19 protein-coding genes are annotated in these 26489 nt (G+C 32.7%); 9 read left to right on the forward strand and 10 right to left on the reverse strand.

Annotation, left to right across the window (positions count from 1 at the left end; genetic code table 11):
• Positions 1-11 precede the first annotated feature (11 nt).
• The 7 genes from RCH18_RS00210 to RCH18_RS00240 are packed head-to-tail and all read right to left on the reverse strand — an operon-like array spanning position 12 to position 9624.
• Positions 12-1172, reverse strand: coding sequence for a cytochrome c oxidase subunit II (locus tag RCH18_RS00210; protein WP_326934741.1), 1161 nt, complete (start codon positions 1170-1172; stop codon positions 12-14).
• 19 nt (positions 1173-1191) lie between these two features.
• Entirely contained in the window at positions 1192-2664 is a 1473-nt protein-coding gene (locus tag RCH18_RS00215) for a quinol:cytochrome C oxidoreductase (protein ID WP_326934742.1), read from the reverse strand.
• A 27-nt stretch (positions 2665-2691) separates the two neighbouring features.
• Positions 2692-3237, reverse strand: coding sequence for a c-type cytochrome (locus tag RCH18_RS00220; protein ID WP_326934743.1), 546 nt, complete (start codon positions 3235-3237; stop codon positions 2692-2694).
• 8 nt (positions 3238-3245) lie between these two features.
• Entirely contained in the window at positions 3246-3770 is a 525-nt protein-coding gene (locus RCH18_RS00225) for a DUF3341 domain-containing protein (protein ID WP_326934744.1), read from the reverse strand.
• The gene (nrfD, locus tag RCH18_RS00230) at positions 3763-5166 is read right to left on the reverse strand and encodes an NrfD/PsrC family molybdoenzyme membrane anchor subunit (protein ID WP_326934745.1); all 1404 of its coding nucleotides are present in this window, start codon (positions 5164-5166) and stop codon (positions 3763-3765) included. Before nrfD ends, RCH18_RS00225 begins: the two co-directional genes overlap by 8 nt.
• Positions 5167-5203: 37 nt before the next feature.
• Entirely contained in the window at positions 5204-8260 is a 3057-nt protein-coding gene (locus RCH18_RS00235; protein ID WP_326934746.1) for a TAT-variant-translocated molybdopterin oxidoreductase, read from the reverse strand.
• A 29-nt stretch (positions 8261-8289) separates the two neighbouring features.
• Positions 8290-9624 carry a c-type cytochrome gene (locus RCH18_RS00240; protein ID WP_326934747.1) on the reverse strand — a complete coding sequence of 445 codons (1335 nt, stop codon included), beginning with the start codon at positions 9622-9624 and terminating at the stop codon, positions 8290-8292.
• A 212-nt stretch (positions 9625-9836) separates the two neighbouring features.
• On the opposite strand from RCH18_RS00240, the gene RCH18_RS00245 reads away from it, so the two are divergent.
• Positions 9837-10226, forward strand: coding sequence for an SPOR domain-containing protein (locus RCH18_RS00245; protein WP_326934748.1), 390 nt, complete (start codon positions 9837-9839; stop codon positions 10224-10226).
• Positions 10227-11106: 880 nt separating this feature from the next.
• On the opposite strand, the gene infB is transcribed toward RCH18_RS00245, so the two are convergent.
• From infB to rimP, 3 genes are all read right to left on the reverse strand, one after another.
• Positions 11107-14043, reverse strand: coding sequence for a translation initiation factor IF-2 (gene infB / locus RCH18_RS00250; RefSeq protein WP_326934749.1), 2937 nt, complete (start codon positions 14041-14043; stop codon positions 11107-11109).
• 110 nt (positions 14044-14153) lie between these two features.
• Complete coding sequence (gene nusA, locus RCH18_RS00255; RefSeq protein ID WP_326934750.1) at positions 14154-15407, reverse strand: transcription termination factor NusA; 1254 nt, start codon at positions 15405-15407, stop codon at positions 14154-14156.
• Between the two features lie 13 nt (positions 15408-15420).
• On the reverse strand, positions 15421-15885 hold the full coding sequence (gene rimP, locus RCH18_RS00260) for a ribosome assembly cofactor RimP (RefSeq protein ID WP_326934751.1): 465 nt from the start codon (positions 15883-15885) through the stop codon (positions 15421-15423).
• 178 nt (positions 15886-16063) lie between these two features.
• Between rimP and RCH18_RS00265 the strand changes: the two genes are divergently transcribed.
• The 8 genes from RCH18_RS00265 (at position 16064) to RCH18_RS00300 (ending at position 26484) form a co-directional block, all read left to right on the forward strand.
• Positions 16064-16888, forward strand: coding sequence for a universal stress protein (locus tag RCH18_RS00265; RefSeq protein WP_326934752.1), 825 nt, complete (start codon positions 16064-16066; stop codon positions 16886-16888).
• Between the two features lie 924 nt (positions 16889-17812).
• Positions 17813-19138 (forward strand): UDP-glucose dehydrogenase family protein, encoded by a 1326-nt coding sequence (locus RCH18_RS00270; RefSeq protein WP_326934753.1) that lies wholly within the window; start codon positions 17813-17815, stop codon positions 19136-19138.
• Positions 19139-19197: 59 nt separating this feature from the next.
• Complete coding sequence (locus tag RCH18_RS00275) at positions 19198-20139, forward strand: UDP-glucuronic acid decarboxylase family protein (RefSeq protein ID WP_326934754.1); 942 nt, start codon at positions 19198-19200, stop codon at positions 20137-20139.
• Between the two features lie 16 nt (positions 20140-20155).
• Positions 20156-20542, forward strand: coding sequence for a response regulator (locus tag RCH18_RS00280; protein WP_326934755.1), 387 nt, complete (start codon positions 20156-20158; stop codon positions 20540-20542).
• Between the two features lie 36 nt (positions 20543-20578).
• Positions 20579-21784, forward strand: a complete 1206-nt coding sequence (locus RCH18_RS00285) for a sugar transferase (RefSeq protein ID WP_326934756.1) — start codon at positions 20579-20581, stop codon at positions 21782-21784.
• A 26-nt stretch (positions 21785-21810) separates the two neighbouring features.
• A complete protein-coding gene (locus tag RCH18_RS00290) occupies positions 21811-22524 on the forward strand; it encodes a TolC family protein (RefSeq protein ID WP_326934757.1) in 714 nt (237 codons plus the stop codon).
• A gap of 195 nt (positions 22525-22719) precedes the next feature.
• Positions 22720-25095 carry an exopolysaccharide transport family protein gene (locus RCH18_RS00295; RefSeq protein ID WP_326934758.1) on the forward strand — a complete coding sequence of 792 codons (2376 nt, stop codon included), beginning with the start codon at positions 22720-22722 and terminating at the stop codon, positions 25093-25095.
• A 9-nt stretch (positions 25096-25104) separates the two neighbouring features.
• On the forward strand, positions 25105-26484 hold the full coding sequence (locus RCH18_RS00300; protein WP_326934759.1) for a lipopolysaccharide biosynthesis protein: 1380 nt from the start codon (positions 25105-25107) through the stop codon (positions 26482-26484).
• Positions 26485-26489: the final 5 nt, after the last annotated feature.

The following is a 26489-nucleotide window of genomic DNA, read 5'->3' on the forward strand; positions in this document are numbered from 1 at the left end:
TCTTACTATTATTATTTCATTGCCATTTTAGCAACAGTTGCTGTATCAGTGGTATTAGTAGAATCTGCCTTTACATCACCATCAACCGCCGCAGGAGCTGCATTAGCATCTTTTACTTGATTAACTAATAATGCCTGCTCACTTAACCACTTCTTGTAATCTTCAGGAGTATCGACAATAACCTTCATTTGCATGTTGTAATGTGAAGCCCCACAAATTTTATTACAAAGCAATAAATAATCGAAGGCATAAGGGTCAAGAGCAGTTTCTCCTTTTGCAATAAGACCAACACTTTTCTTAGCTCTTAAATCATTAATGTGAGCTACTTTCTCAATCATATAAGGAAGCTCTCTATATTCTGCAGTGGTTAAAACCGGCGTAAATGCAAACTGAGTTATCATTCCTGGTACAACATTCATTTGTGCACGAAAATGAGGGAAATAAGCCGAGTGTAATACATCTTGAGATCTCATTTTAAACTGTACTTTCTTTCCTTTTGGAATATGCAACTCTGTCGTTACCACAATATCATCCTGAGAGTATGGATCGGCCATATCAACACCAAGACTATTCACGCCTTCAATTAATCTTACATTAGCTTTACCTAGAACATTGTCTTCGCCAGCATATCTAATTTTCCAGTTAAATTGTTGAGCATAAACTTCAATAATTATGGTGTCTTCATCTTCATCAACAAACATAATATTTGTCCATGCATATAAACCATATAGAATTAAACCCGCTAAAACTACCGCTGGAATACCACTCCATATAAGCTCTAGCTTATTATTATCTGCAAAAAATAATGCTTTTCTATCTTTATTTCCTCTGTATTTGAAAGCAAAATAGTGAAGTAGAACTTGGGTAATAGCTTGTACTATAAATATAAGTAGCCACGTGATGTTCATTAAACGATCCACTTCAAAACCATGTTCAGAAGCCGGAGTATGCAATACTAAAGGTCCCCACTTAAACAATCCGTAGATTGAAAAGATATATAAAAAGGCTAGGAATCCAAACATTAAATAACCTTGCACATTATTATCATCATCAGTAGCTATCTCTGATCTATCAGGATTTGCTCCTACTTGAGTAAGGTCGAATATTTTAGTCAATTGCCATAAAGCAACAGCTAATAAAACTAAAACTATAATTACCAACAAACTTGTCATCTGTTATTTACTTTAAATATTAATAATGGAAATGCTTACTTTCATCAATGAAAGGATTTCTTTTAGGTAACAATGGAACTTTAGACATAGCATTAAAAACTACAAAAATAAATAATCCAAGGAAAAATAAAACTGAAGCTATTTCAGGAATGCCAATAAACCATCTATCACCAACAGTACCTGGCATAATCATAATAAAGAAGTCTAAATAATGACCTATCAATATGACTACTCCAGCCATAACAAGAATCCAACTAATTCGTTTAAAGTCAGTATTAATTAGTATTAATAATGGGAAAACAAAATTCATTACAACTGCACCGAAAAAAGGCAAATTATATAATTCGATTCTTGTAATATAATACGTAACTTCTTCAGGAATATTAGCATACCAAATCAACATATATTGAGAGAACCATAAGTATGTCCAAAATATACTAAAACCAAACATAAATTTTGCAAGATCATGTATGTGACTTGTATTCACATACTCTAATGCACCTTTAGACTTTAAGTATAAAGTTACTAATGCAATAGTGGTAATAGCACTTACAAAGAAGCTTGAAAATACATACCACCCAAACAAAGTACTAAACCAGTGTGGATCAATTGACATAATCCAATCCCATGACATTATAGATTCTGTCACAATAAAAAATACTAAAAACGCGGCTGAAAGTTTAAAATTTTTCTTGTAATAAAAATTATCTTTGGCATCATCTTGTGCTAAACAATTCTTTCTTGAATAATACCAGTAAAGATTCCAACCAATTAAAAATATGGCAGCTCTAATAATCCAGAAAGGAAAATTTAAATAACCAGACTTGTTAGCAATTAACTTATCATTTGCCACAACTTCCGGGTCAAGCCAAACAAAAAGATGATTTAGATGTAAACCAGATAATACTAAAACTACAAAGAAAATAACCGAACCCACTGGAAGATAAGCGGTAATTCCTTGCATAACTCTAAAAAGAACTGGTGACCACCCAGCTTGAGCAACTTGTTGAATAGCATAAAATGCCAAGACGCCAAGAGAAACAAGCATAAAAAAGATACAGGCCACGTAAAAAGCAGACCAAGGCTTATTTTGTAATTGATGTAAAACATGAGTCAGATGTTCTATATGTTCTTCTTCTGCAGTTAAAACAGTTACTTTCTCTCTCCCCTCAGTTAAATCTGATAAAGATAAATTTTGATTAGTTTGCATTGCGGCCGTGACACCTCCCGAAATTGAATCACTACTATTAGCAGATGCTATTTTATTATCATTACTTTCCTCAGACGCATGAGAAGTACCATCATGCGGAGCTACAGTAGCTGAATGTTCTTGCGTTGCTTCACCATGTCCTCCATGACTTTCTGCAGCAAGAATTGTTTCAACTTCTTGAATATCTTTTGGTGCAGAGTAAAAACCATATCCTATACCTAATATACCTAAGGCCATTAAGATAAAGGAAAGTGTTTTTAATTTACTTGTAAATGTATACATATCTATTACGATCAGTTTGTTCAACAATTATAATTCGCTCTTTAGTTTCAAAACATAGTCGGTAACCAACCACCGTTCATCGGCACTCAATTGATTAGCATGTGAACCCATAGAATTTAAACCATAAGTTATAACATGAAAAACACTTCCCTCAGTTATAACTCTATCAGCATAACTAGGAACACCTAAAAACTTTTCTCTTTCAACTAAAACGCCTTTACCGTTACCATTATTTCCATGACAAGTAGTACAATATATTTCATAAAGCACTTTTCCTTTATCGGCATTTCTTGAAACAGAATCAAGAGGAGATTTTAAATTAGCTTTAGCCAATTCATAACCAGCGGTAGAGTTTTCATATTCAAATGGCTCAAACCCTCTATCTATTGATCCTTCTGCAGGTAACTGAGCTTCTTTTCCATCTTTAAAAGCATTTGATTCGGAGTAAGTTTCATACCCCACAGCCTCATACATATCTGGAAAATATTGAAAGTTCGGTGCCGAAGTATTATGGCAGGAAGAAACTATAATAGTCAATCCAAATAAAAGTGTTATTTTATATACGCTTTTCATATCTCTAATTAATGCTTATCAATTACTTTAACCTCTATAGCTCCTGTGCTTTGAAAGAAGGAAACCAGTTCCGCCTCATTGTCTCTGACTGCAACTTCCATTAAGAAGTGATCATCAGTTGTTCTTACATCCGGATTTTCTGCTTGTTTAAATGGCCATAATCTACTTCTCATATAAAAAGTAATAACCATTAGATGCGCAGCAAAAAATACAGTAAGTTCAAACATAATTGGAACGAAAGCAGGCATATTTTGAAGATAGCTAAAACTCGGTTTACCACCAATATCTTGCGGCCAATCTTGAATCATTATATAATACATCATCCAAGTTGCAAATGATATACCCACACAACCATACAAAAATGAACATATCGCTAATCTTGTAGGTGCTAATCCCATAGCCTTATCTAATCCGTGAACTGGAAATGGCGTGAAAACTTCTTCAATATGATGATGAGCTGCCCTAGTTGTTTTAACAGCCTCCATCAAAATATCATCGTCATTATAAATGGCGTATATTACTTTATTACTCATGATGTGAATCTTTATTTGCTTCTCTTACTCTCTTATAACTTTCTCCTGTCGCCTTCAAGATTGTTTTAACTTCTGCTTGTGCAATAACTGGAAAAGTTCTAGCGTATAACAAAAACAAAACAAAGAAGAAACCAATTGTTCCTATAAATATACCTATATCGACAAACGTAGGTGAAAACATAGTCCAAGAAGACGGTAAATAATCTCTGTGCAATGATGTTACAATAATTACAAATCGTTCAAACCACATTCCAATATTAACTACAATCGAAATTACAAAGGAGAACATTATGCTTGTTCTTAATTTTTTAAACCACATAAATTGAGGAGAAAAAACATTACAGGTCATCATTGACCAATATGCCCACCAGTATGGTCCAGTTGCTCTATTTAAAAACGCGTACTGCTCGTATTCAACACCAGAATACCATGCAACAAATAATTCTGTGATATAGGCCACTCCAACTATCGAACCAGTAATCATGATTACAATGTTCATTAACTCAATATGTTGAACCGTAATGTAAGCCTCAAGATTTGAAACTTTTCTCATAATGATAAGCAATGTATTTACCATTGCAAATCCAGAGAATACCGCCCCAGCAACAAAATAAGGAGGGAAAATTGTAGTATGCCATCCTGGAATTACTGACGTTGCAAAATCCATCGATACAATCGTATGTACTGAAAGCACAAGTGGAGTCGCTAAACCAGCAAGAACTAACGAAACTTCCTCAAAACGTTGCCAATCTTTTGCTCTACCACTCCAACCAAAACTTAAAATAGAATATACTCTTTTATTGAAAGGAGTGATCGCTCTATCTCTAAGCATTGCAAAATCTGGTAATAATCCAGTCCACCAGAAAACTAATGATACTGACAAATACGTGGATATTGCAAATACATCCCACAATAATGGTGAATTAAAGTTTACCCATAATGATCCAAATTGATTAGGAATTGGTAACACCCAATATGCTAGCCATGGACGACCCATGTGAATAATTGGAAACAAACCTGCTTGAATAACTGAAAATATAGTCATTGCTTCAGCTGACCGGTTAATGGCCATTCTCCATCGCTGACGGAAAAGTAATAATACAGCAGAAATCAATGTTCCAGCGTGACCGATACCAACCCACCAAACGAAATTGGTTATATCCCAAGCCCATCCAACAGTTTTATTTAATCCCCATGTTCCAATCCCTGTAGAAACGGTATAAATAATGCAGCCAAGTCCCCAAAGGAAGGCTATTAATGCAATTGAAAATACAATCCACCAATGTTTGTTAGCCTTACCTTCAACAGGTGCAGCTACATCTACAGTTACATCGTGATATGATTTATCACCCATAACAAGGGGTTTTCTAATGGTTGCTTCGTAGTGAGACGACATAATCCTTTATATTGATTCTTAATTAATTTATTTTGTACTAGGTATTTCTGACTTTAACATGATAAATCACATTAGGTTTTGTTCCAACGTGTTCTAAAAGATGATACATTCTTTCATCAGCAACTAGGGAAGCAATTTCAGAACCTACAACGTTTATATCGCCAAATTTCATTGCACCTTGCGAACACGCATTTGAGCATGCCGTTTGAAATTCACCTTCATTAACAACTCTTCCTTCTCTCTTAGCTTTTAAAATTGTAGATTGAGTCATTTGAATACACATTGAACATTTCTCCATCACACCACGAGAGCGAACATTTACATCTGGATTTAATACCATACGACCTAAATCATCATTCATGTGATAATCAAACTCGGTATTTTTATTGTATAAGAACCAGTTAAATCGACGTACTTTATAAGGACAGTTATTAGCACAGTAACGCGTTCCAACACATCTATTATAAGCCATGTGATTTTGACCTTGACGAGAATGTGATGTTGCAGCTACAGGACAAACCGTTTCGCATGGCGCATGATTACAATGTTGACACATTACAGGTTGAAAAGAAACTTGAGGATTTTCACCTGCGCTTTCCATCTCATTAAATGTAGATAATGAACTACCTAATCCAGAAATATTTTCTTTACGTTCATTGTCACCTGCAAAAGTACTCTCCGAAGAATAATATCTATCAATACGCAACCAGTGCATATCGCGACTTCTTCTTACTTCTGATTTTCCAACGACAGGAACATTATTCTCTGCATGACAAGCAATAACACATGCCCCACATCCTGTACAAGCATTTAAGTCTATTGACAAATTAAAATGATGCCCTACAGAACGATCAAAAGACTCCCATAAGTCAACCGTAGTTGCTTCAACTTCTTTATGATCTAATGAAACTACTGGCTGTTTGTTCCAAAATTCAGCATTCTTAGTATTAAAAATCTCTAAAGAAGTTTCCTTAATAATATCTCCTCTACCCATTAATGTTTTCTGACCTTGAACACAAGCAAACTCATGTTCTCCTCCAGCATTAGCAAGCGTAATTGACTGCACATTATTAAAATTTTTATATAATGGATAGGCATTTACACCTACCATCATTTCCTCTTTCATAGCTTTCATACGGCCGTAACCTAATGCCAACCCAACTGTTCCAACTGCTTGGCCTGGTTGCACTATAACAGGAATGTTTTCTACTTTTGAACCGTCAGTTGTTGTAATAGTTGCATAACTACCATTCAAACCACCGTTGGCAACTATTTCATTAGACATTTCATATTTATCAGCATCAGCTTTAGATACTGTTAAATAATTATCCCATGAAACTCTAGTTATTGGATCTGGAAATTCTTGCAACCAAGGATTATTTGCTTGTTGCCCATCTCCTAAACCTGTCTTGGTATATAAAACAAGTTCTAGTCCTTGAACTGCTTTTGATTGGCTTAAAGCATTTGCTGCAGCAGTAAAATCTGCTGAACGAGCTGCGATGTTTATATTACTACCAACATAAACACCATCATGTAAGACTTTATTCCATGAAGAGCCTGTTATTATTGATGCTGAATTTGTTTTTATAAAATCATAAAAAGAACCTGCTTGACCGTTTAATGATAATAATACATCTTGAAATTGTTTCGTATTAAAAAGTGGTCTAATGGTTGGCTGAGTAATACTGTAATTTCCTTTTACAATACTTAAATCATTCCAAGATTCTAAATAGTGAGGAGTTGCAGCTGCAATTGTACTAATTGATGCAGTTTCGTCATCTTTTAATGAAAAAGCTACAGAAGTTTTCACTTTTTTAAGACCGCTAACAAAAGCAGTGCTGTTTGGTAAGCTATAAGCAGGATTTATTCCACTCATCAATAGAGTGTGAACTTTACCAGCGTTCATGTCGGCAACTAATTGTTCAACTTTAGCATTTGAACCTTTTCTAATTTGTCTAACTCCTAAAGTAGAAGCAGCTTCACTAGATAAAATTTGATTAATAGATAAAACTAAAAGTTGTGCGTTTTTATCTTGGATCCCAGATACTAATAGACCTTTAGATCCTGCTGCTTTTAATTGTTGAGCTGCTTTATTAACATCTGCTTTAAATGAAGGGTCCAACTTAACGGCAACAACTGAACCAGACACAACGTTGTATATATGAATTAATGCTTGCTTTTGATTTGCAGTTGACATTGCAAGACGTTTATCTGCAGCAGCGCCAGAAAGTGTCATATTGGACTCCATCTGAAAGTGACGAGACATTCTACCGCGTTTTGGAATCCTCCCTTGTGCGTAACCAGTAGCATATCCGCCACCTTGCCAATCACCTAGAAAATCAGCTCCAACTGATACAATTAATGATGCTTTTGAAAAATCATAATTGATTAAAGCTCTCTCACCATATACAGTTTCAAAAGCATCTAATGCCTCTGATTCCGAAACTGCATCATAAATTACATGTTTTGCATTTGGATTTTTACCTAAAAACTCAGTAATTAATTTTTCGGTTGAAGGACTTGCTAATGTATTTGTGAAAAGAACTACCTGACCTCCTTTAGCAGAAGCATCAGCAATACTTGATTTTAATTTAGAATCTACAGTACTCCAATTTGAAGCTGTACCTTCAATTTTAGGCTCCTTTAACCGCGTACTGTCATATAACGAAAGTATAGAGGCATGAATTCTCGCATTAGCGCTAAATGCTGCACCTGCAATAGTATTATTGTCTATTTTTATAGGACGTCCTTCACGAGTTTTGATTAATAGGTTAGCAAAATCAAAACCATCAAAAACTGATGTTGCATAGTAATCAGAAACTCCAGGAATGATTTGCTCTGGTTGAAGAACATAAGGTATTGACTTGTTTACAGGACCTTCGCAAGCTGCTAACGTTGCCGCTGCAGTACTAAAACCAACGTACTTTAAAAAATCGCGACGTGATGTTGATGATGATGCTAATGCACTGGCATTTCCTAAAAATTCATTGGTAGGAATTTCTTCAACAAACTCGTTATTTTTAAGCGCCTCAACAATAGAACTATTTTCGTCTAGTTCTTCAACACTTTTCCAGTATTTTTTGTTTGATGACATATATAAATATTAAAATCTTAATAAATTGATTAATAATGGCATTTACCACATTCTAAACCACCCATTTGTGCAGCAGTCAGTTTGTCTACACCATACTTCTTAGAAAGTTCCTCATGAATTTTAGTATAATATTCATTTCCTTCCATTTTAACTTCCGTTTTTCTGTGACAATCAATACACCATCCCATAGTTAATGGAGCAAATTGTTTTTGGATTTCATATTCCTGAACAGGACCGTGACATGTTTGACATTCAATACCTGCAACAGTAACGTGTTGGGAGTGATTAAAATAAACAAAATCAGGTAGATTATGAATACGAACCCATTTCACAGGTTGTGTTTTTCCAGTATAGCTTTGTGTTTCTGGATCCCAACCAACAGCGGTATATAGTTTCTGGATCTCTCCATCGTAAAATGCCTTACTGTATTCTGGAGTAGCTGTACTTTCAGCAACTTCACCAATATTTTTATGACAGTTCATACAAACATTTAGTGATGGAATTCCACCATTTTTACTTACTCTGGCAGCTGAGTGACAATATTTACAATTAATCTCATTATCACCAGCATGAATCCTGTGCGAATAATGTATAGGCTGTATAGGAGCATAATCTTGATCTACACCTATCTGCATTAAAAAACCATAAACAAAATAAGCACTAGCCAAAAGAAAAAATACTGAAGTAACTAAGACTAAAAATTGATTTCTTGCAAATGCTTTCCATATAGGAGTAGTAGGTGTTTTAGGAGCAACTACAATCCCATTTGCCTTAGCTACAGATGTAAGTACTTTATTCACTAAGAATAACATAACAACCAAAACAATCATTACCAATGCTAAAGCTCCTAATATTATATTATTAGACATGGCTCCATCTGCAGGCGCAGCACCGGCAAGAGCTTCTGCTCCGGGAACAGTTGCAGCGGGCGCTTCCATTTTTGGCTCTGAAGTGTAGGCTAATATATTATCGATATCAGCATCAGACAATTGAGGAAAAGCAGACATTACTGCCTTGTTATACTCTTCATAAATTTTTATAGCTTGAGGATCACCAGATTTAATCAAATCTGAACTATTTCTAATCCACTTGTAAAGCCAATCAGTGTCGTATTTATCAGCTACACCTCTTAGTGCTGGACCAGTGGCCTTACCATCTAACTTATGACATGCAGCACAATTTGCATTAAACAATTCCTTACCTTTAGCAGCATCACCTGCACCGGCAGCTATAGGAGCAACATCAGCGGCGGCGGCATCTGCAACTACTTCCTGAGCAAAAGAATTTAGGGAGAAAATTAATGATAAAGCAAAGCCTAAAAATAATTTCCGTGTGATCGAATTATGGTTACCCACCTTTTTCATATTGTATAAATATTATCTAATAAAAATTGGCACAGTTTTTAGAACCATTTTACTGGCCTGTTCCTTCTTTTAAAACTTGTACAAAAATACGACTAAAGAACTATTCTCAAAACCCAAAAATGGCCTTAAATTCAATTTATATTTATTCTAAATAACGCTTACTTTTAACTATATGCTATTAAATAGTAAATTTGCAAAAAAACAATCACATAATGAGAATTTTAGCTATATCCAACACTTCTTTGACATCCCTTTTTATAACTTTAGCTACTTTCACTGTGAATGCACAAGTAGCAAACATTAATATTAAACAAGATATTAAATTTGAACAATTATTAAATGAGAGGAGAAAAAACACAATTTCGCCTCCTACTGATGAAAATTACCAGATTCAGATTTACAGTGGTGATAGCCAAAAAGCAAAATTAACGCTCAATGAATTTAGACAAGAATTTAAGGATGTTGATGCTACAATCTTTTTTTTTACTCCTAATTATAAAGTTTGGGTTGGAAATTATAGCAGCCGTATTGAGGCTGAAAGGAACTTAGTTAACATCAGAAAAAGGTACAGCAATGTACATTTAATCAAGCCCAAGAAATAGATCTGATTTTTATTGTCATGATCTTTTTAAGCTTTCTTTTTAATAGTTAATTTTAAAAAAATGGTGAATTTACAGCTTAAAATAATAGTGTAAGTTATGTTTTAAAATCCTTTTAGAAGTTAAAACACTCTATTCCTTAAAGCTTCCAGCCTTTTAAAGGTTGGAAACTTTATTAACCTAAGTTTTTTTTTTGAGTTAAAATAGTACCATTGTTTAAGGCATCTCATTATTTGCTATTTATATGAGCGAACTTACCTATAAAATACTTTGCTTCGTAAAGCTTCCAGCCTTTGAAAGGCTGGAAGCTTTGTTAAACTATTTTTTTTGAATTAAAATTGTACTATTGTATAAGTCTACTAATTATTTGATATCAAAGTTATTAGGTTTGATTTTAAGATATTCTAATCCTTAAAGCTTTCAGCCTTTGGAAGGCTGAAAGCTTTAGCAAAAATTTATTTTTTAAGAAATCTACTGAAATGCTGATTTAATTTTAAAATTCCACTAATTATTAGCTTAGTTTTAAGCGCTTTTCAAGGATTACACTATCTCATTAAATCTCATCTTATACTAATTCTTAAAAGTACATTTACATTTTAACACTTATTATAAAGTGGTTTCTCATTATATTTCTGATTCTTTTAAATCTGTTTCCCAAATTTACTCTATTAATTTTCTAATTCAATTACGTTCTTTACTACGTTTGAATCCTATAAACCCACAAAATTTCTTTTCAAATTTTATATTATTTCTAAAGCTATCAAGTATTGTTCTCATTGAAAATCCTTCTTATTACTAATATTGGCACCGTTTTCAAATCGGTAATATTAGAGCAAAAAAAATCCCGACGAATCGGGATTTAAATAATATTTATTTAGAAATTTTATTTCAATTTCTTCTTAATGGCAACTTCGTGGTACGATTCAATAACATCTCTTTCTTCAATATCGTTGTATCCTTTAACTTGAATACCACAATCATAACCTTTAGCTACTTCTTTAACATCATCCTTAAATCGTTTCAATGCTAAAAGCTCACCAGTAAAGACAACTACTCCGTCTCTAATAATACGCATTTTCGCGTTTTTAACAATCTTACCATCCATAACCATAGAACCAGCAATTGAACCTACTTTAGAAATTTTGAATATTTCTCTAATCTCAGCAGTACCTAGAATTTCTTCTTTCATTTCTGGCGCTAACATTCCTTCCATTGCATCTTTTAAGTCATCAATAGCGGCATAGATAATAGAATAATAACGGATATCAATTTCTTCCTTATCAGCTAATTGTCTAGCATTTCCTGCAGGACGTACATTAAATCCAATAATAATTGCATCAGAAGCAGAGGCTAACATAACATCAGTTTCAGTAATTGCTCCAACACCTTTATGGATAATATTTATTTGTATTTCCTCTGTAGAAAGTTTAGAGAACGAATCAGATAATGCTTCAACTGATCCATCAACATCACCTTTAAGGATAATATTCAGTTCTTTAAATTGACCTAATGCAATTCTTCTTCCAATTTCATCTAATGTAATATGTCTTTGTGTACGTACGGATTGCTCACGCATCAATTGAGATCGTTTAGAAGCAATTTGTTTAGCTTCTTTTTCATCTTCAAAAACATTAAATTTATCTCCTGCTGTTGCTGCGCCATCAAGACCCAGTACAGATACTGGTGTTGATGGACCTGCGACCATTACAATATTTCCACGTTCATCATGCATGGCTTTAATTTTACCATGATGCTTTCCAGCTAGCATATAATCACCAACTTTTAAAGTACCATTTTGCACTAATATAGTTGACACATATCCTTTACCTTTATCTAAAAATGCTTCCACAACTGTACCTTGCGCAGCTTTATTAGGATTTGATTTCAAGTCCAAAAGTTCAGCTTCCAGCAATACTTTCTCTAATAAGTCTTTTACACCTGTTCCAACTTTAGCAGAAATATCATGTGATTGTATTTTTCCACCCCAATCTTCTACCAGTAAATTCATACCTGCTAATCTTTCTTTTACTTTTTCAGGATTAGCATTTGGCTTATCGATCTTATTGATAGCAAAAATGATCGGAACATTAGCGGCTTGAGCATGGCTTATCGCTTCTTTTGTTTGTGGCATTATATCATCATCAGCTGCAATTACAATAATAGCAATATCCGTAACTTGAGCACCACGAGCACGCATCGCTGTAAATGCTTCGTGACCTGGTGTATCTAAGAATGCAATTTTTTGATCATTATCTAAAGTTACTCCATAAGCCCCAATATGCTGCGTAATTCCTCCACTTTCTCCTGCAATAACATTCTCTTTACGAATGTAATCCAGTAAAGATGTTTTACCATGATCTACGTGACCCATCACAGTAACAATAGGAGCTCTAAAAACTAGATCTTCCTCTTTGTCTTCAACAACTTGAATTGCTTCCTCAATATCTACAGTGATAAATTCAACTTCATAACCAAATTCATCAGCAACGATTGTTAATGTTTCTGCATCAAGACGTTGATTCATTGTAACCATGATACCAAGTGACATACAAGTACCAATAACTTTAGTAATTGGCACATCCATCATTATTGCAATTTCACCAACTGTTACAAACTCAGTAACCTTTATAGTTTTACTTCCTTCGTCAATAGCTCTTTGCTCATCATCAGATTTCTGACGGTGTGTGTCTCTTTTATCTCTTCTATATTTAGCCGCTTTAGATTTACCACCTTTACCTTGCAGTTTCTCTAAAGTCTCTCTAATTTGATTTTTAACTTCCTCTTCCGTAGGCTCTACCTTGGCTACAATTGCAGGTCTATTTCCTTTTACAAAACCAGGTCTTGCACTGCGATTAGCATTGTATCCACCTCCACCTACATTAGGTGTAATCTTATTAGGATTTGGCGCACCTGGAACTGCTGGCGGTCTTGGCGCACCCGGTTTAGGAGCAATCCTTTTACGTTTATTTTTATTTGCATTAGCCGCAGCTGAACCTGGAGCTCCTGGTTTATTTGGAGTGATCTTTGGCTCTTCTTTTTTCTTCTTAGGCTTATTGAACTGCGACAAATCAATTACTTGACCTGTTGATGTTGTTCCAGATAATTTTTGGTACTGAGTAGTAATTGTTTCATCAACAGCTGCTTCCACTGGTTTTACAGTTTCTGGAACTACTTCTTCTTTAAGACCTGCTGAAGATTCCTTGATAGGTGTTGCTTTTATTTCTTTACTTGCAGCGTTTGGTTTTATCAAATTGCTGTTTGTATTACTTTTCTGTTGTAGAGGTTTAACTTCTACTGGAATTTCAGCAATAGGTTTGGCTTCAATAATAGGTTTAACTGCCTCCACTTTTTGCGACACATTATCCTCCATTACTGGTTTAACTTCAGCTACTTTTGGCACTACAGCTGGCGCTTTTTCAACTACTTTATTGGCCGAAATTATTACAGGTTTTTTCGGATTTAGATCTATTTTACCTACTTGAACAGGACCGGCAATAACAGCTCTCGCTTTTATCACTTCTTGTTTTTTAAGACGATCTTCCTCTACCTTGCGTTTTTCTTCAATTTCTTTTTCACGCTCTAATCTTAGAGCTTCTTTTTCCTTTCTTTTTTCTTCTCCCACTTCCTTAGAAGCTTCTTTGTTCCCTTTGTCTCCAGCAAATTGACCGCACAGAACATTGTATATATCATTAGAAATTTTTGCGTTTGGATTTGCTTCAATAGCAATTCCATTATCTTTTAGATAATCCACAGCTCTTTCTAAAGAAATATTCAATTCCCTTAAAACTTTGTTTATTCTAATAATTCTCTCTTCAGACATAAAACCTTTTTATTATTACCTTTTTGTTATTCCTCATTTTACTCTCGCTTAATACCTACTAAGAAAGATTTTGTTGTAAAATGGCATGTTTATAGTTGAAGAATTATTGACTAACTGTCAAATTCTTCTTTTAATATTCTCATTACATCTAAAATCGTTTCCTCTTCTAGATCTGTTCTTTTCACTAAATCATTTACATCTTGTTTCAAAATACTTTTTGCAGTATCTAAACCTATTTTTGCAAACTCTTCAATAACCCAATCCTCAATTTCATCTGAGAACTCAGTTAATTCAACATCATCTTCATCTGCTGTTGCACCAGCAACATCGCCTTCACGAATAACGTCTAATTCATAACCGGTTAACAATCCAGCTAATTTAATATTGTGACCACCTCTACCAATTGCTTTTGAAACCTCTTCCAATTTTAAGAAAACTTCTGCTCTTTTAGTTTCTTCATTAATTTTTATCGAAGAGACTTTTGCTGGACTCAAGGCTCTTGTAATAAACAACTGAATATTACTAGTATAATTGATCACATCTATATTTTCATTTCCTAATTCACGAACAATTCCATGAATACGAGAACCTTTCATTCCTACACAAGCTCCTACTGGATCAATTCTATCATCATAAGAATCCACGGCTACCTTTGCTTTCTCGCCAGGAATTCTCACTACCTTTTTTACCATGATCAAACCATCGAACACTTCTGGTATTTCTTGCTCAAATAATTTCTCTAAGAACTTCTCAGAAGTACGAGACATAATAATTTGAGGCTTATTCCCTTTCAATTCAACACTTTCAATTATTCCTCTAACATTATCGCCTTTACGGAAAAAGTCAGAAGGTATTTGCTTTTCTTTTGGCAAAACAATTTCATTGCCTTCATCATCCACTAATATGACAACTCTTGGACGCACATGGTGTACCTCGGCTGTATAAATATCACCTACTAAATCTTTAAATTGCTTATAAAGGTTTGTATTATCATGTTCGTGGATTTTTGAAATTAAGTTTTGACGCAAGGCTAAGATAGCTCTTCTTCCAAGATCAATTAACTTTACTTCTTCAGAAACCTCTTCTCCTATTTCAAAATCAGGCTCAATTTGTCTGGCTTCAGTTAACGTGATTTCAAGATGATCAAAGTCCAAGTCTTCATCAGCAACGATTACTCTTCTCTGCCAAATTTCCATATCTCCTTTATCAGGATTTATAATAATATCGAAATTATCGTCTGATCCGTATTTTTTTTTCAATGCATTTCTAAATACATCTTCTAAAATTGCCATAAGCGTTACACGATCAATGAGTTTATCATCTTTAAACTCTGAGAATGAATCGATTAATGCTAAGTTTTCCATGCGAATTCTTTAATTAAAATGTTACTGTAACAATTGCTTCTTTAATAGTACCATAAGGTAGCTTCAATTCTTTTTGAACTGTCTCCTTGCCTTTCCCAATTTTCTTAGGCTCTCTAGCTTGCCACGACAAAATTACAAAATCATCATCAGCATTAACTAATTCTGCTTCAATTATTTCTGATTCTGTCTTAACAATTAAAATACGACCTATATTTTTTTTATACTGCCTGATTTGTTTTAATGGTGAACCAACACCTACTGACGCCACTTCAAGAGAATAATCTTGCTCCTCACGATCTAAATTAACATCTAGATAACGACTTACATCAATGCAATCCTGCAATGCAACACCATTATCCCCATCTAAATTTACAATCACTTTGAAGGAATCAGTAATGATTAAATCAATTAAAAAAATTGAAGGTTTTTCTTTAAGGCATTCTACCAATGCTGTATTTACTTTGTCTTTGAATGTCATAATTTGTATAAAAAGAGGGGACTTAGTAGTCCCCTCATTATCTAAATTTTAATAAATAACGGTGCAAATATAGTGCTTTTTTTTATAAAATTAAAATTTTAGATTGATCGATAATAAATTTATACCTTTATGAACTAGAATATCTATTTTTTTTAATAAAATTTAACACTTTTTACTTATGAAACGTATTTTAGTTCCTACTGATTTTTCTCAATATGCGGAAAACGCTCTCAAAATGGCGGCTTTAATAGCCAAGAAAAACAACTCAGAAATATTTTTACTTCATTTACTAGAATTACCGAGCCAAATGCAGGACGCAACCACAGACGGTAGCAGTATTCCAGAAGTGATGCATTTTATAAAAAAAGCAAATGAGAAATTAGATGATATAACGCAACAACCATATCTAAAAGATGTAATCGTCCATTCATCAGTTAAGTTTGAAAAAGCTTTTAATGGTATTCTTTCTTTTAATGTGAAGAATAATATTGATTTAATAGTAATGGGATCACATGGCACTTCGGGATTTGAAGAAATATTAGTTGGCTCCAATGCTGAAAAAGTAGTTCGATTGTCTGACATTCCAGTTTTAATTATTAAAAATGATATAAGTGAATCTAAATTTGACAATTTTGTTTTTGCCTCTGACTTTTCAAAAGAAATAAAGAGACCTTTTAAAAAAATGTTAGAATTTTCAGAGATTTTTAATGCTAAACTTTCGTTAGTTATGATTTGTTCTCCTAGTAGTTTTAAAACAACGCTTGAAGCTGAGAAAATAATGAATAAATTTGTAAAAAAACATGACATTAAAGATTATTCGTTACATATATTTAACGATACCAAAGTGGAAAATGGCATTATCAATTTCTCAAAAAAAATCAATGCCAGTTTAATTGGAATATGCACTTATGGCAGAACTGGATTAGCTCATTTTTTTAATGGAAGCATAAGTGAAGATATAGTCAATCATACGGTTAGACCCGTAATAACATTTAAGATATGATCAATTAAAAAACATGATTATTACATTAAATCAATTTTAAATATAGTTTAAGAACACAATGTTAAATATAGGTAAAGCTTGTTTAGTCAAACATTTGTGATAGTTTAAAGATGCCGTAATCAATAATAAATAGCGTTTATTTAGCTTAAAATTAAAGAGACAATTAACATGATAACAATTTAAAATGGCATTATAAAAATAGCAAAACTTTATACTGTTCCATTGATACTAACACTACTAAGATTTAATTAATACGCTTTACACAGCTTTATATTTATACAAATTAGATGTACTTAGGCTGTATAATGTGTGCACAAATTGACATTACTGCTTATTAGCAACTTTATTTATTTTATTAGAAATACGCTCAAAAAATGACAGTGTTTTACCAACTGTGTAAGTTAAAGAATTATATTAATAAATTAGTTTCGCCCGATAGTAATTTCTAACACTATATTTCATCATGAGTTGCCTATTCCTTTTTAAAAACCAAATCCTTATTATTGGAGTAAGCATTTTTATGTAATTTCTTAGTATTATTATATTCCCATTTGTCAAACTACAATTCATAAATTACTACAAAGAATTGTAAATTTTCTGACATAAATTAGATCAATTTTTTTATTAGAAGATTGACTTAAAAGGTACAATCGTCATATTCCATTAAATTCTAATAGAAAATTATGCAAATTGATTCTCACATTTTTTTTTACTAAAAACGGTGAATTTATTTACTTTAAAACAATTAATGTACTTTATCGATTAAAATGCACGTTACATCGTGTATTTTATATATTAATTTATTAGGTTTGAATAAAAAAAATGAAATCATAATTTTTTTTAAGCCGTTAGAAATAAATAAGTTGATATTATATTAATTTGAAATAATAGAAGTTAATAAAATACTTGTTAATAAATAAAATAATGAAAATTACAATTGTAGGAAGTGGATACGTGGGTTTAGTTACAGGAGCTTGTTTTTCAGAGGTTGGTATTGATGTTGTATGCGTTGATATCGATCAAAGTAAAATTGATAATCTTAATAAAGGGATTATTCCAATTTACGAACCAGGGCTAGAAGAGATGATAGCTCGTAATATGAAAAAGGAACGTCTAAAATTTACTACCGACATTGCTGAAGCAGTTAAGGAATCTGAAATTATTTTTATTTCAGTAGGAACGCCACCTGATGAGGACGGAAGCGCAGATTTAAAATACGTATTAGCCGTTGCCCGTGATTGTGGCATGTATATGGATAAATATACTCTTGTAATTACTAAAAGTACTGTTCCTGTTGGTACTTCTTTAAAAGTAAAAAAAGCAATACAAGAGGAGTTAGATAAAAGAGTTGAAACTATTGAATTTGATGTAGCTTCGAATCCTGAGTTTCTTAAAGAAGGAGCTGCAATAGATGATTTTTTAAAACCAGATAGAATTGTAGTTGGTATTGAAAGTGCACATGCAGAGGAGTTATTAAAACAATTGTATAAACCTTTTGTATTAAATGGACATCCTATAATTTTTATGGATATTATTTCAGCCGAAATGACAAAGTATGCTGCAAATTCTATGTTAGCTACTAAAATTAGTTTTATTAATGATATTGCAAATCTTTGTGAATTAGTTGGAGCAAATATCAATCAAGTAAGAAAGGGAATAGGATCAGACGGCCGTATAGGCAATAAATTTATTTATCCAGGAATTGGTTACGGAGGATCTTGTTTTCCAAAAGATGTTCAAGCATTGATTAAAACTGCAGGAGAATACAATTATGATCTACAGGTTTTAAAGGCAGTTGAAGCTGTTAACATGGCTCAAAAGTCAATCTTATTCCATAAAATAATGAATTATTTTAATGGAGATGTCAAAGGTAAGACAGTCACCTTATGGGGATTGTCCTTTAAACCTCATACTGACGATATGCGTGAGGCTCCATCATTAGAAATAGTGCGTAAACTTTTGAAAGAAGGAGCACATATCAAGGCTTATGATCCAGTTGCAATCCCAGAGGCGAAACATCATTTTGGTGATACCATTTCATATTATGATGATCAATATGAGGCTTTAATAGATTCAAATTGTCTAGCTATATTAACAGAATGGCCAGAATTTAGAATTCCAAATTTTAATGTTATTAAAAAATTATTGAAAGCACCTGCTGTTTTTGATGGAAGAAATATTTATGATAAAGAAGAAATGAAACAAAATGAGTTTGATTACTTCTGTATTGGGATTGATACATCAAGATAAGTTTATAAAATTAAAAAAATCTATAACTGAATTTTAGATAATTTATTTTCTTAAAAAGAATGATACGTAAAAAAGTGCTTGTTACTGGTGGCGCAGGTTTTGTAGGATCGCACTTGTGTGAACGTTTATTAAATGAGGGTAATGAAGTATATTGTTTAGACAATTTCTTTACTGGTCAAAAGCGAAATGTGGTACACTTATTAAGCGATCCTTATTTTGAACTAATCCGTCATGATGTTACAACTCCATTTTTCATAGAAGCTGATGAAATTTACAATCTAGCTTGTCCAGCTTCTCCAGTACATTATCAATACAATCCTATTAAAACCATGAAAACTTCTGTAATGGGAGCAATCAATATGTTAGGATTAGCAAAACGAATAAATGCTAAAATCTTGCAAGCATCAACGAGTGAAGTATACGGAAATCCATTGGAACATCCACAAACAGAATCTTATTGGGGCAATGTAAATCCTATAGGAGAACGCTCTTGTTATGATGAAGGCAAGCGTGCTGCTGAAACCTTGTTTATGGATTATCATAAACAAAACCAAGTAGATATAAAAATTGTACGAATATTTAATACTTACGGTCCACGCATGCATCCCGACGATGGAAGAGTAGTATCTAACTTTATCGTTCAGGCATTAAAAAATCAAGATATTACTGTTTATGGCAAAGGTCAGCAAACTAGAAGTTTTCAATATGTTGATGATTTAGTTGAAGGAATGGTTAAAATGATGGCTTCTTCAAATGGTTTTACAGGACCAGTAAATATTGGAAATCCAGATGAATTTACGATTATGGAGTTAGCGAAGAAAGTAATTGCAATTACAAATTCTAATTCTAAAATAATATATAAAGCACTACCATCGGATGATCCCTTGATGAGAAAACCAGATATCAGTCTTGCAAAGAATGAACTTAATTGGTCACCAAAAATCAATTTAGATGATGGTTTAATAAAAACTATAAAATATTTTGAATCAATTTTTAATTAAATTTTAAAATAAGGTTATGAAAAAAAAGATATTAGTTGTTGATGATGAAGCCATGATATGTTTTCTGTTAGAAAATTTCCTTTCTAAAAAATATGAAGTGACAGCAGTGAATGATGGTATTGGAGCTTTAAAATGGTTAGACAGTACGATTCCTGATTTAATAATAAGTGACATTCAAATGCCTAATATGGGTGGTTTTGAATTTCTCACTAAGTTGCGACAACGTGGCTTTACGAAGCACACTCCTGTTATCATGCTTTCAGGAAGATCAGAAAGTAAAGAGCGCATCAAGTGTTATCAACTAGGAGCACAAGATTACCTTACTAAACCATTTAACCCTGAAGAACTTGATGAATTAGTTAAAAAAAACCTATTCCCAATTCATTATGCATTAGAGTGGTAACATTCTAAAAATTTTAATCCCACTTATACCTACAAGATGAAGCCCCATCTCAACCTCCTATATATTGGTAACAATCCTAATTATTTTAATAACATAAAAGACAATGAAACTATTTCTCTAACCATAATGGAAAATAGCATCAAAGCCATACAACATTTAACATCTCACGAAGTGACAGATGCTATAATTTGTGATTATAATTTATCTGGAAATAATGGATTGTATCTTTATGACTGGATTAGAGAGCGTGCAGAGTTTAATACAATTCCTTTTATTATTCTTACCAAAGAATTTAATATTGAAACTTATAAAAATGCATTTATAAAAGGTGTAAGCGATTATTATATACTAGCAGTAACTCCAGTGACCGTTATTTTAGAAAGAATCGCATTTCTTCGTACCCATCAAAACATTGCTATAAATACGACACAATTAAATCAAAAAGATACGGAACAGGGTTATAAAATGCCAATATCTAAAAGGGTCTTTGATATATTTGTTGCTTCATCAGCATTATTAGTAGTGGCGCCATTTCTTTTATTAATAATTGGAGCCATACGCCTAGAATCTTCTGGCAAAGTTTATTACACTTCAAAACGAGTGGGAAGAAAAACATTTGATTTTTATAAATTAAGATCAATGAGAAGTGGCTCTGATCAGCTTTTAAAAAAGCTAGCTGAAGAAAAAAATCAATACAAAGCAAAATCTAAAGCTGAAGACAGTCCACTAAATACTGATTGTACCAGATGTAGTTTATTACCAAATGGACAACGATGTTCCCCAATAATGTTTATGGGCACTGAAGAGATATGTGATTACTGGTTTAATGTACAAAAGAAAGAAGTACTCAAAAATAATTCTACTTTTGTCAAAATTGTAGATGATCCCCGTGTGACAAGAGTAGGTAAATTTATTAGAAACACTAGTATTGATGAATTGCCACAATTGATAAATGTTATAAAAGGCGATATGTCAATTGTAGGAAATAGACCATTACCGGTTTATGAAGCAGAATTACTTACTTCAGGAGATTTATCTAAACGTTTTTTAGCTCCTCCAGGAATAACTGGTCTTTGGCAAGTTGAACTTAGAGGTAAAGGTGGACAAATGTCTGAGGAAGAAAGAATACGGCTTGACAATGAATATGCTGATCAATTTAAAGGAGATAAATACTCTTTCTGGTACGATCTTAAACTTATATTAAGAACTATTCCTGCATTACTACAAAAAGATTCTGTTTAAAAATTATAAATATCCTTTAAAATTTTATGAAGAAATTTCTAATGTTACTTTTTACCGTAACAGTATTATCATCTTATACTATTCAAGCTCAATCATCAAATAATGATGACAGTGAAGATTTTTCTTTACCTGCTCTTTCAATTGTTATTGATTCTGTTTTAAAAAATAATGGGTTACTCCAGTCGCGAAAAAAACACATAGGTGTAAAGGAATTTACATTAGCCTCTGAACGCGTTGACTGGACTCGCAACATAGGCATTCAAACAGACACTAGATATGGAACTCTTAATAACATTTCAACAAATGGTCTTGATAATCTAGCCACCTCTATTGCTACTAATACAAGGCAATTTAATTATAGTGTTGGCTTTTATGTAAACCTAACCGTTTTTAATGTTATAAACAGAAAAAACCAAATAGGATTAGCTCGATTAGAAGTCGATGAGGCTAAGGATATGGTGCAGTTTCAAGAAGATGAAATACGACAAAATGTTATTAAATTATATCAAGATTTACTTTTAAAGCAAAAAATCTTAAGAATAAAATCTAAAAATTTAGGCGATGGCAAGGTAAATATGCAAATGATAGAAAAAGAATTTAGAAACGGAGTAGTTCCTGTTGCTGAATATGTGCGGATCACAAGTATAACGGCTGATGTAGAAGTAGATTATGAATTAGCAAAATCTGAATTTATTACTTCGAAAAAAATATTAGAAGATATGGCACGATTCACATTTTAAATCAAACTAAACATCATAAACTGGAATTCCGTATTAATAAAATTTCTTAATAGTAGTAGTATTGATGCCACCTATAGCCTTGAGCTTTTAGCACGCCATGCTGCCGCTATTTTTTCGAATTACAAATTATAAATTTAAGCAAACATTGAAAATAAAGGTATTGCATATACCCTTATAAATCAGTAACCAACATATATGAAAATAATTGATTTTATCAGACTGCTTTTAAAGCATTTAACTCTTTTAATTGTAGTTCCCTTACTTTTAGCTGTTTTAGTTTTACTATTAACTAGCAAACCAAGTTTAAAGTATACTTCCCAGACCATATTATACACTGGTCTTGCCTCTGGTTCTAGTATTGAGATGGAGAAAACCTTTAATTATTTTGCAACAAATACTGATTTTGACAATTTAATTAATATTGTAAACTCTAGAGAAACACAAGAGGAAGTAGCTGTCAGATTGCTAGCCACACACTTACTATTGCCAGCTGCTGACCCTAAATATATTTCTAAGAAACATTACGATGAAATTAAGTCAAAGGTGCCAACTGCTCTATACACTTACATAAAAAAAACCCCAATTAGTAAGGTAGACAATAATGTTATGCCTTTGAGTAATGCAATTCCTGCTGCTATTAATCCATATCAGTATGAAAAAACAGTAGAAAGGCTCTTACAAATCATGCGCAGTAGTAATGATAATTACATTTATGAATTATTAAATTATGAAGGTGACGATCATTACTCACTAAAAGCTTTATCTACTATACAAGCAGTTAGAATAAACAGTAGTGATTTAATTAAATTAACGTATACGGTAAACGATCCAGGAATTTGCCAGCAAACCCTTCTTATTTTTAATGAAATCTGTATTAAAAATTATAAAACCATAAAAGAAAATAGGTCTGATGATGTTGTTAAATACTTTGAAGAGCAGTTAAATAAAGCCAGTACTGACTTAAAGCTTGCTGAAGAAAAGCTGCTACAATTTAATAAATCCTATAATATCATCAATTATTACGAGCAGAGTAAAGCAGTTGCTGTGGTAAAGGAAGAAATGGGGGTTGAATACAATGATAAAAAAGCACAATTAGCTGGAACAGAGGCGTCTGTTAAGCGATTAGAAGAAAAATTAAGAATACAAGAATACATACAAAAAGAAAATAATATCGTTTTAGAAAAAAAGAAATTACTAGGCGATATTAACTATAAAATTGCGGTAAGCGAAGCAAATTTACAATCTAATAAAAATGAGGAATTACTCACTAAACTGAATTCATTAAGAAAACAAAAAGAAACTTTAGCAGAGGACATTAAAAAAAGTGTTGATGACATTTATAGCTATCAAAATTCCACAGATGGAGTACCATTAAGCAAAGTATTACCAGACTGGATGACTAATGTTGTTGAAGCAGAAAATTTGAAAGCTAAAATTAATGTAATGGATCAACAGAGCAGAAGATTTGAAGATCAATATGCTATGTATGCACCAGCGGGCGCCACAATTAAACGAATTGAACGTGAAATTTCAGTATCAGAACAAGGATATCTTGAGCTTTTACATGGATTAAATCAGGCAAAACTAAAGGTTCAAGACAATCAAATGTCCTCAAACTTAAAAGCCGTTGACCCACCCTATTATCCATTATCAGCAAATCCAACTAAGAGAGGATTGCTTATTGTTATAGCAGCTTTTCTAGGCGGCATTATGACCATAGCAATTATACTGATAATGGAATATTTTGATGATACACTAAAAAATGTAGAGCGAGCAACTAAAAAATTAGGACTTTCCCCACTAGGTATTATTCCTAAAATTGTATTAAACCCTGGAGATTACAATTTAAATTATATTCAAAAGAGATTGCTTGAAATCATTGCACAAAAAATAGGTTTATTTCTTAATTATAACCCAGCAGAGCAATTAGTAAAAACAATTGTAATTTTTAGCACGCAACATAGCGAGGGCAAATCAGTTGTTGCTGGTAATCTAGCTAAAACTTTAAAACAGGAAGGTAAAAAAGTTTTATTGTTACAAGAGCACACCGTACAACAAGAGCAAATAAAGCAACGAAAATTTCCGATGATACATAAAATTCTTGGTTACTCAGATCCAAGAGTAGATTTAAAAAATTCTTTTTTAGCTCCTATTTCAACCTATTTAGATCCACAAGATTACAGTACCTATACCTTAAATCAGTCATTTTATGAATCTACCAATTACAAGGATTTAGTAGCCACTACTACCCTTAGTTTAAATCACAAACCTGATTTTGTGATCATTGAGTTACCTGCTTTACTATACAATAATTCTCCATCACACTTACTTGCTACTGCGGATCTAGGTATTCTTGTTTGTCGTGCAAATAGAGTTTGGACCGAGGCTGATCAAGCAGCAATAGAAGCCATTTCGACACTCTCACGGGATAAGATCAAATTTATATTGAACGGTGTAGATATAAATGAGACTGAGTCAATCTTAGGAGATCTTCCTAAAAAGCGAACTGCTTTTAGAAAAAAAATTAAATCCATGTTTGAGTTTCAATTTTTCTCTAAAAACCAAATCTAATTACTCTTCATGAAAATTTTAAAAAAATTACTGCGAGAGGATAATTTTCTGTCATTATCTGGAAACATAATCATTGCCATTTTAGGCATTGGTGGTTTTGCGTTATTAGCCAGAAATTTATCGATAACTGTTTTTGGCGAGTGGGTTTTGTTTATTACAGCAGGCTCTTTTGTAGAAATGTTCCGTTTTGGAATTACAAATACAGGTTTAATTAGATTCCTATCAGGAGCTGAGGCTCCTGATAGAATAAAATTAATTGGCAGTAATGCCTTAATAGGTCTTGTGGCAACAATAGGCATTGCCCTTATTCTTATTTTATGTAATCTCCTTTTTTCAGAGGCAATACAAAGTTCAGGATTTTACCTGTTTTTTAAGTGGTACCCTATATTAGCTTTTTTAAATCTTCCGTGGAATAATGCTTTAGTTTTATTACAAGCAGATCAACAATATGGTAAGATGTTAATAGTAAAATTTATCAATAGTAGTTTGTTTTTTTTGGTGATTTTGAGTAACTTTTTGTTTTTTGAATTAACATTAAATCAGTTAATTATTGCACTACTTATTATCAATGGTCTTACCTCAGTAATCACTTTGATACTAAAATGGGATGGAAGTACATATATCACAAAGGCTGATGTAGCAACTAATAAAACCTTACTACATTTTGGGAAATATACCACTTTTACCTTAGTAGGATCTAATTTATTACGCAGCGCTGACACGCTGATAATCAGTTTAAGTCCCATGGGTAGTGCAGCTGTTGCCTTATATAGCATTCCCTTAAAACTCACTGAGCTACAACAAATACCTTTACGCAGCTTTGTAGCTACTGCTTTTCCAAAAATGTCCAAAGCAAGTGTCTTAGGAAAAGTAGATGAGGTTAAGGATTTATTTTATACGTATTCAGGAGCACTCACCTATTTATTTATTGGTATTAGTGTGGTAACATTTGTATTTGCAGAATTTTTAGTGTTTCTGCTTTCTGGACAGCAATATTTAAAAACTGATCCTATAACTGGATTTAATGTGGTCGATATCGTTAGAGTATTTGCCATATACGGCTTGTTACTGCCTATTGATAGAATGACAGGAATAGCTTTAGACAGTATTAACAAACCTCAAATAAACGCTATTAAGGTATTTGTAATGGTTGTAGCTAATGTTATTGGAGATTTTATCGCCATTTTTATATTTAAGTCCTTACTACTAGTTGCAGTAGCTTCTATACTATTTACGGCTATTGGTATATGGATGGGGATGTATTTTCTCAATAAAAATTTTAAATTATCGTATAAAGCTATTTTTAGGAATGGATTTTACTTTTATGAAAATCTATTTCATAAAGCCACACACAATCGTTATTTACCATCACATAAAATTAGCAAATAAAAAAA

Source organism: Flavobacterium sp. PL11 (assembly GCF_035985025.1).
Classification (GTDB): Bacteria; Bacteroidota; Bacteroidia; order Flavobacteriales; family Flavobacteriaceae; genus Flavobacterium.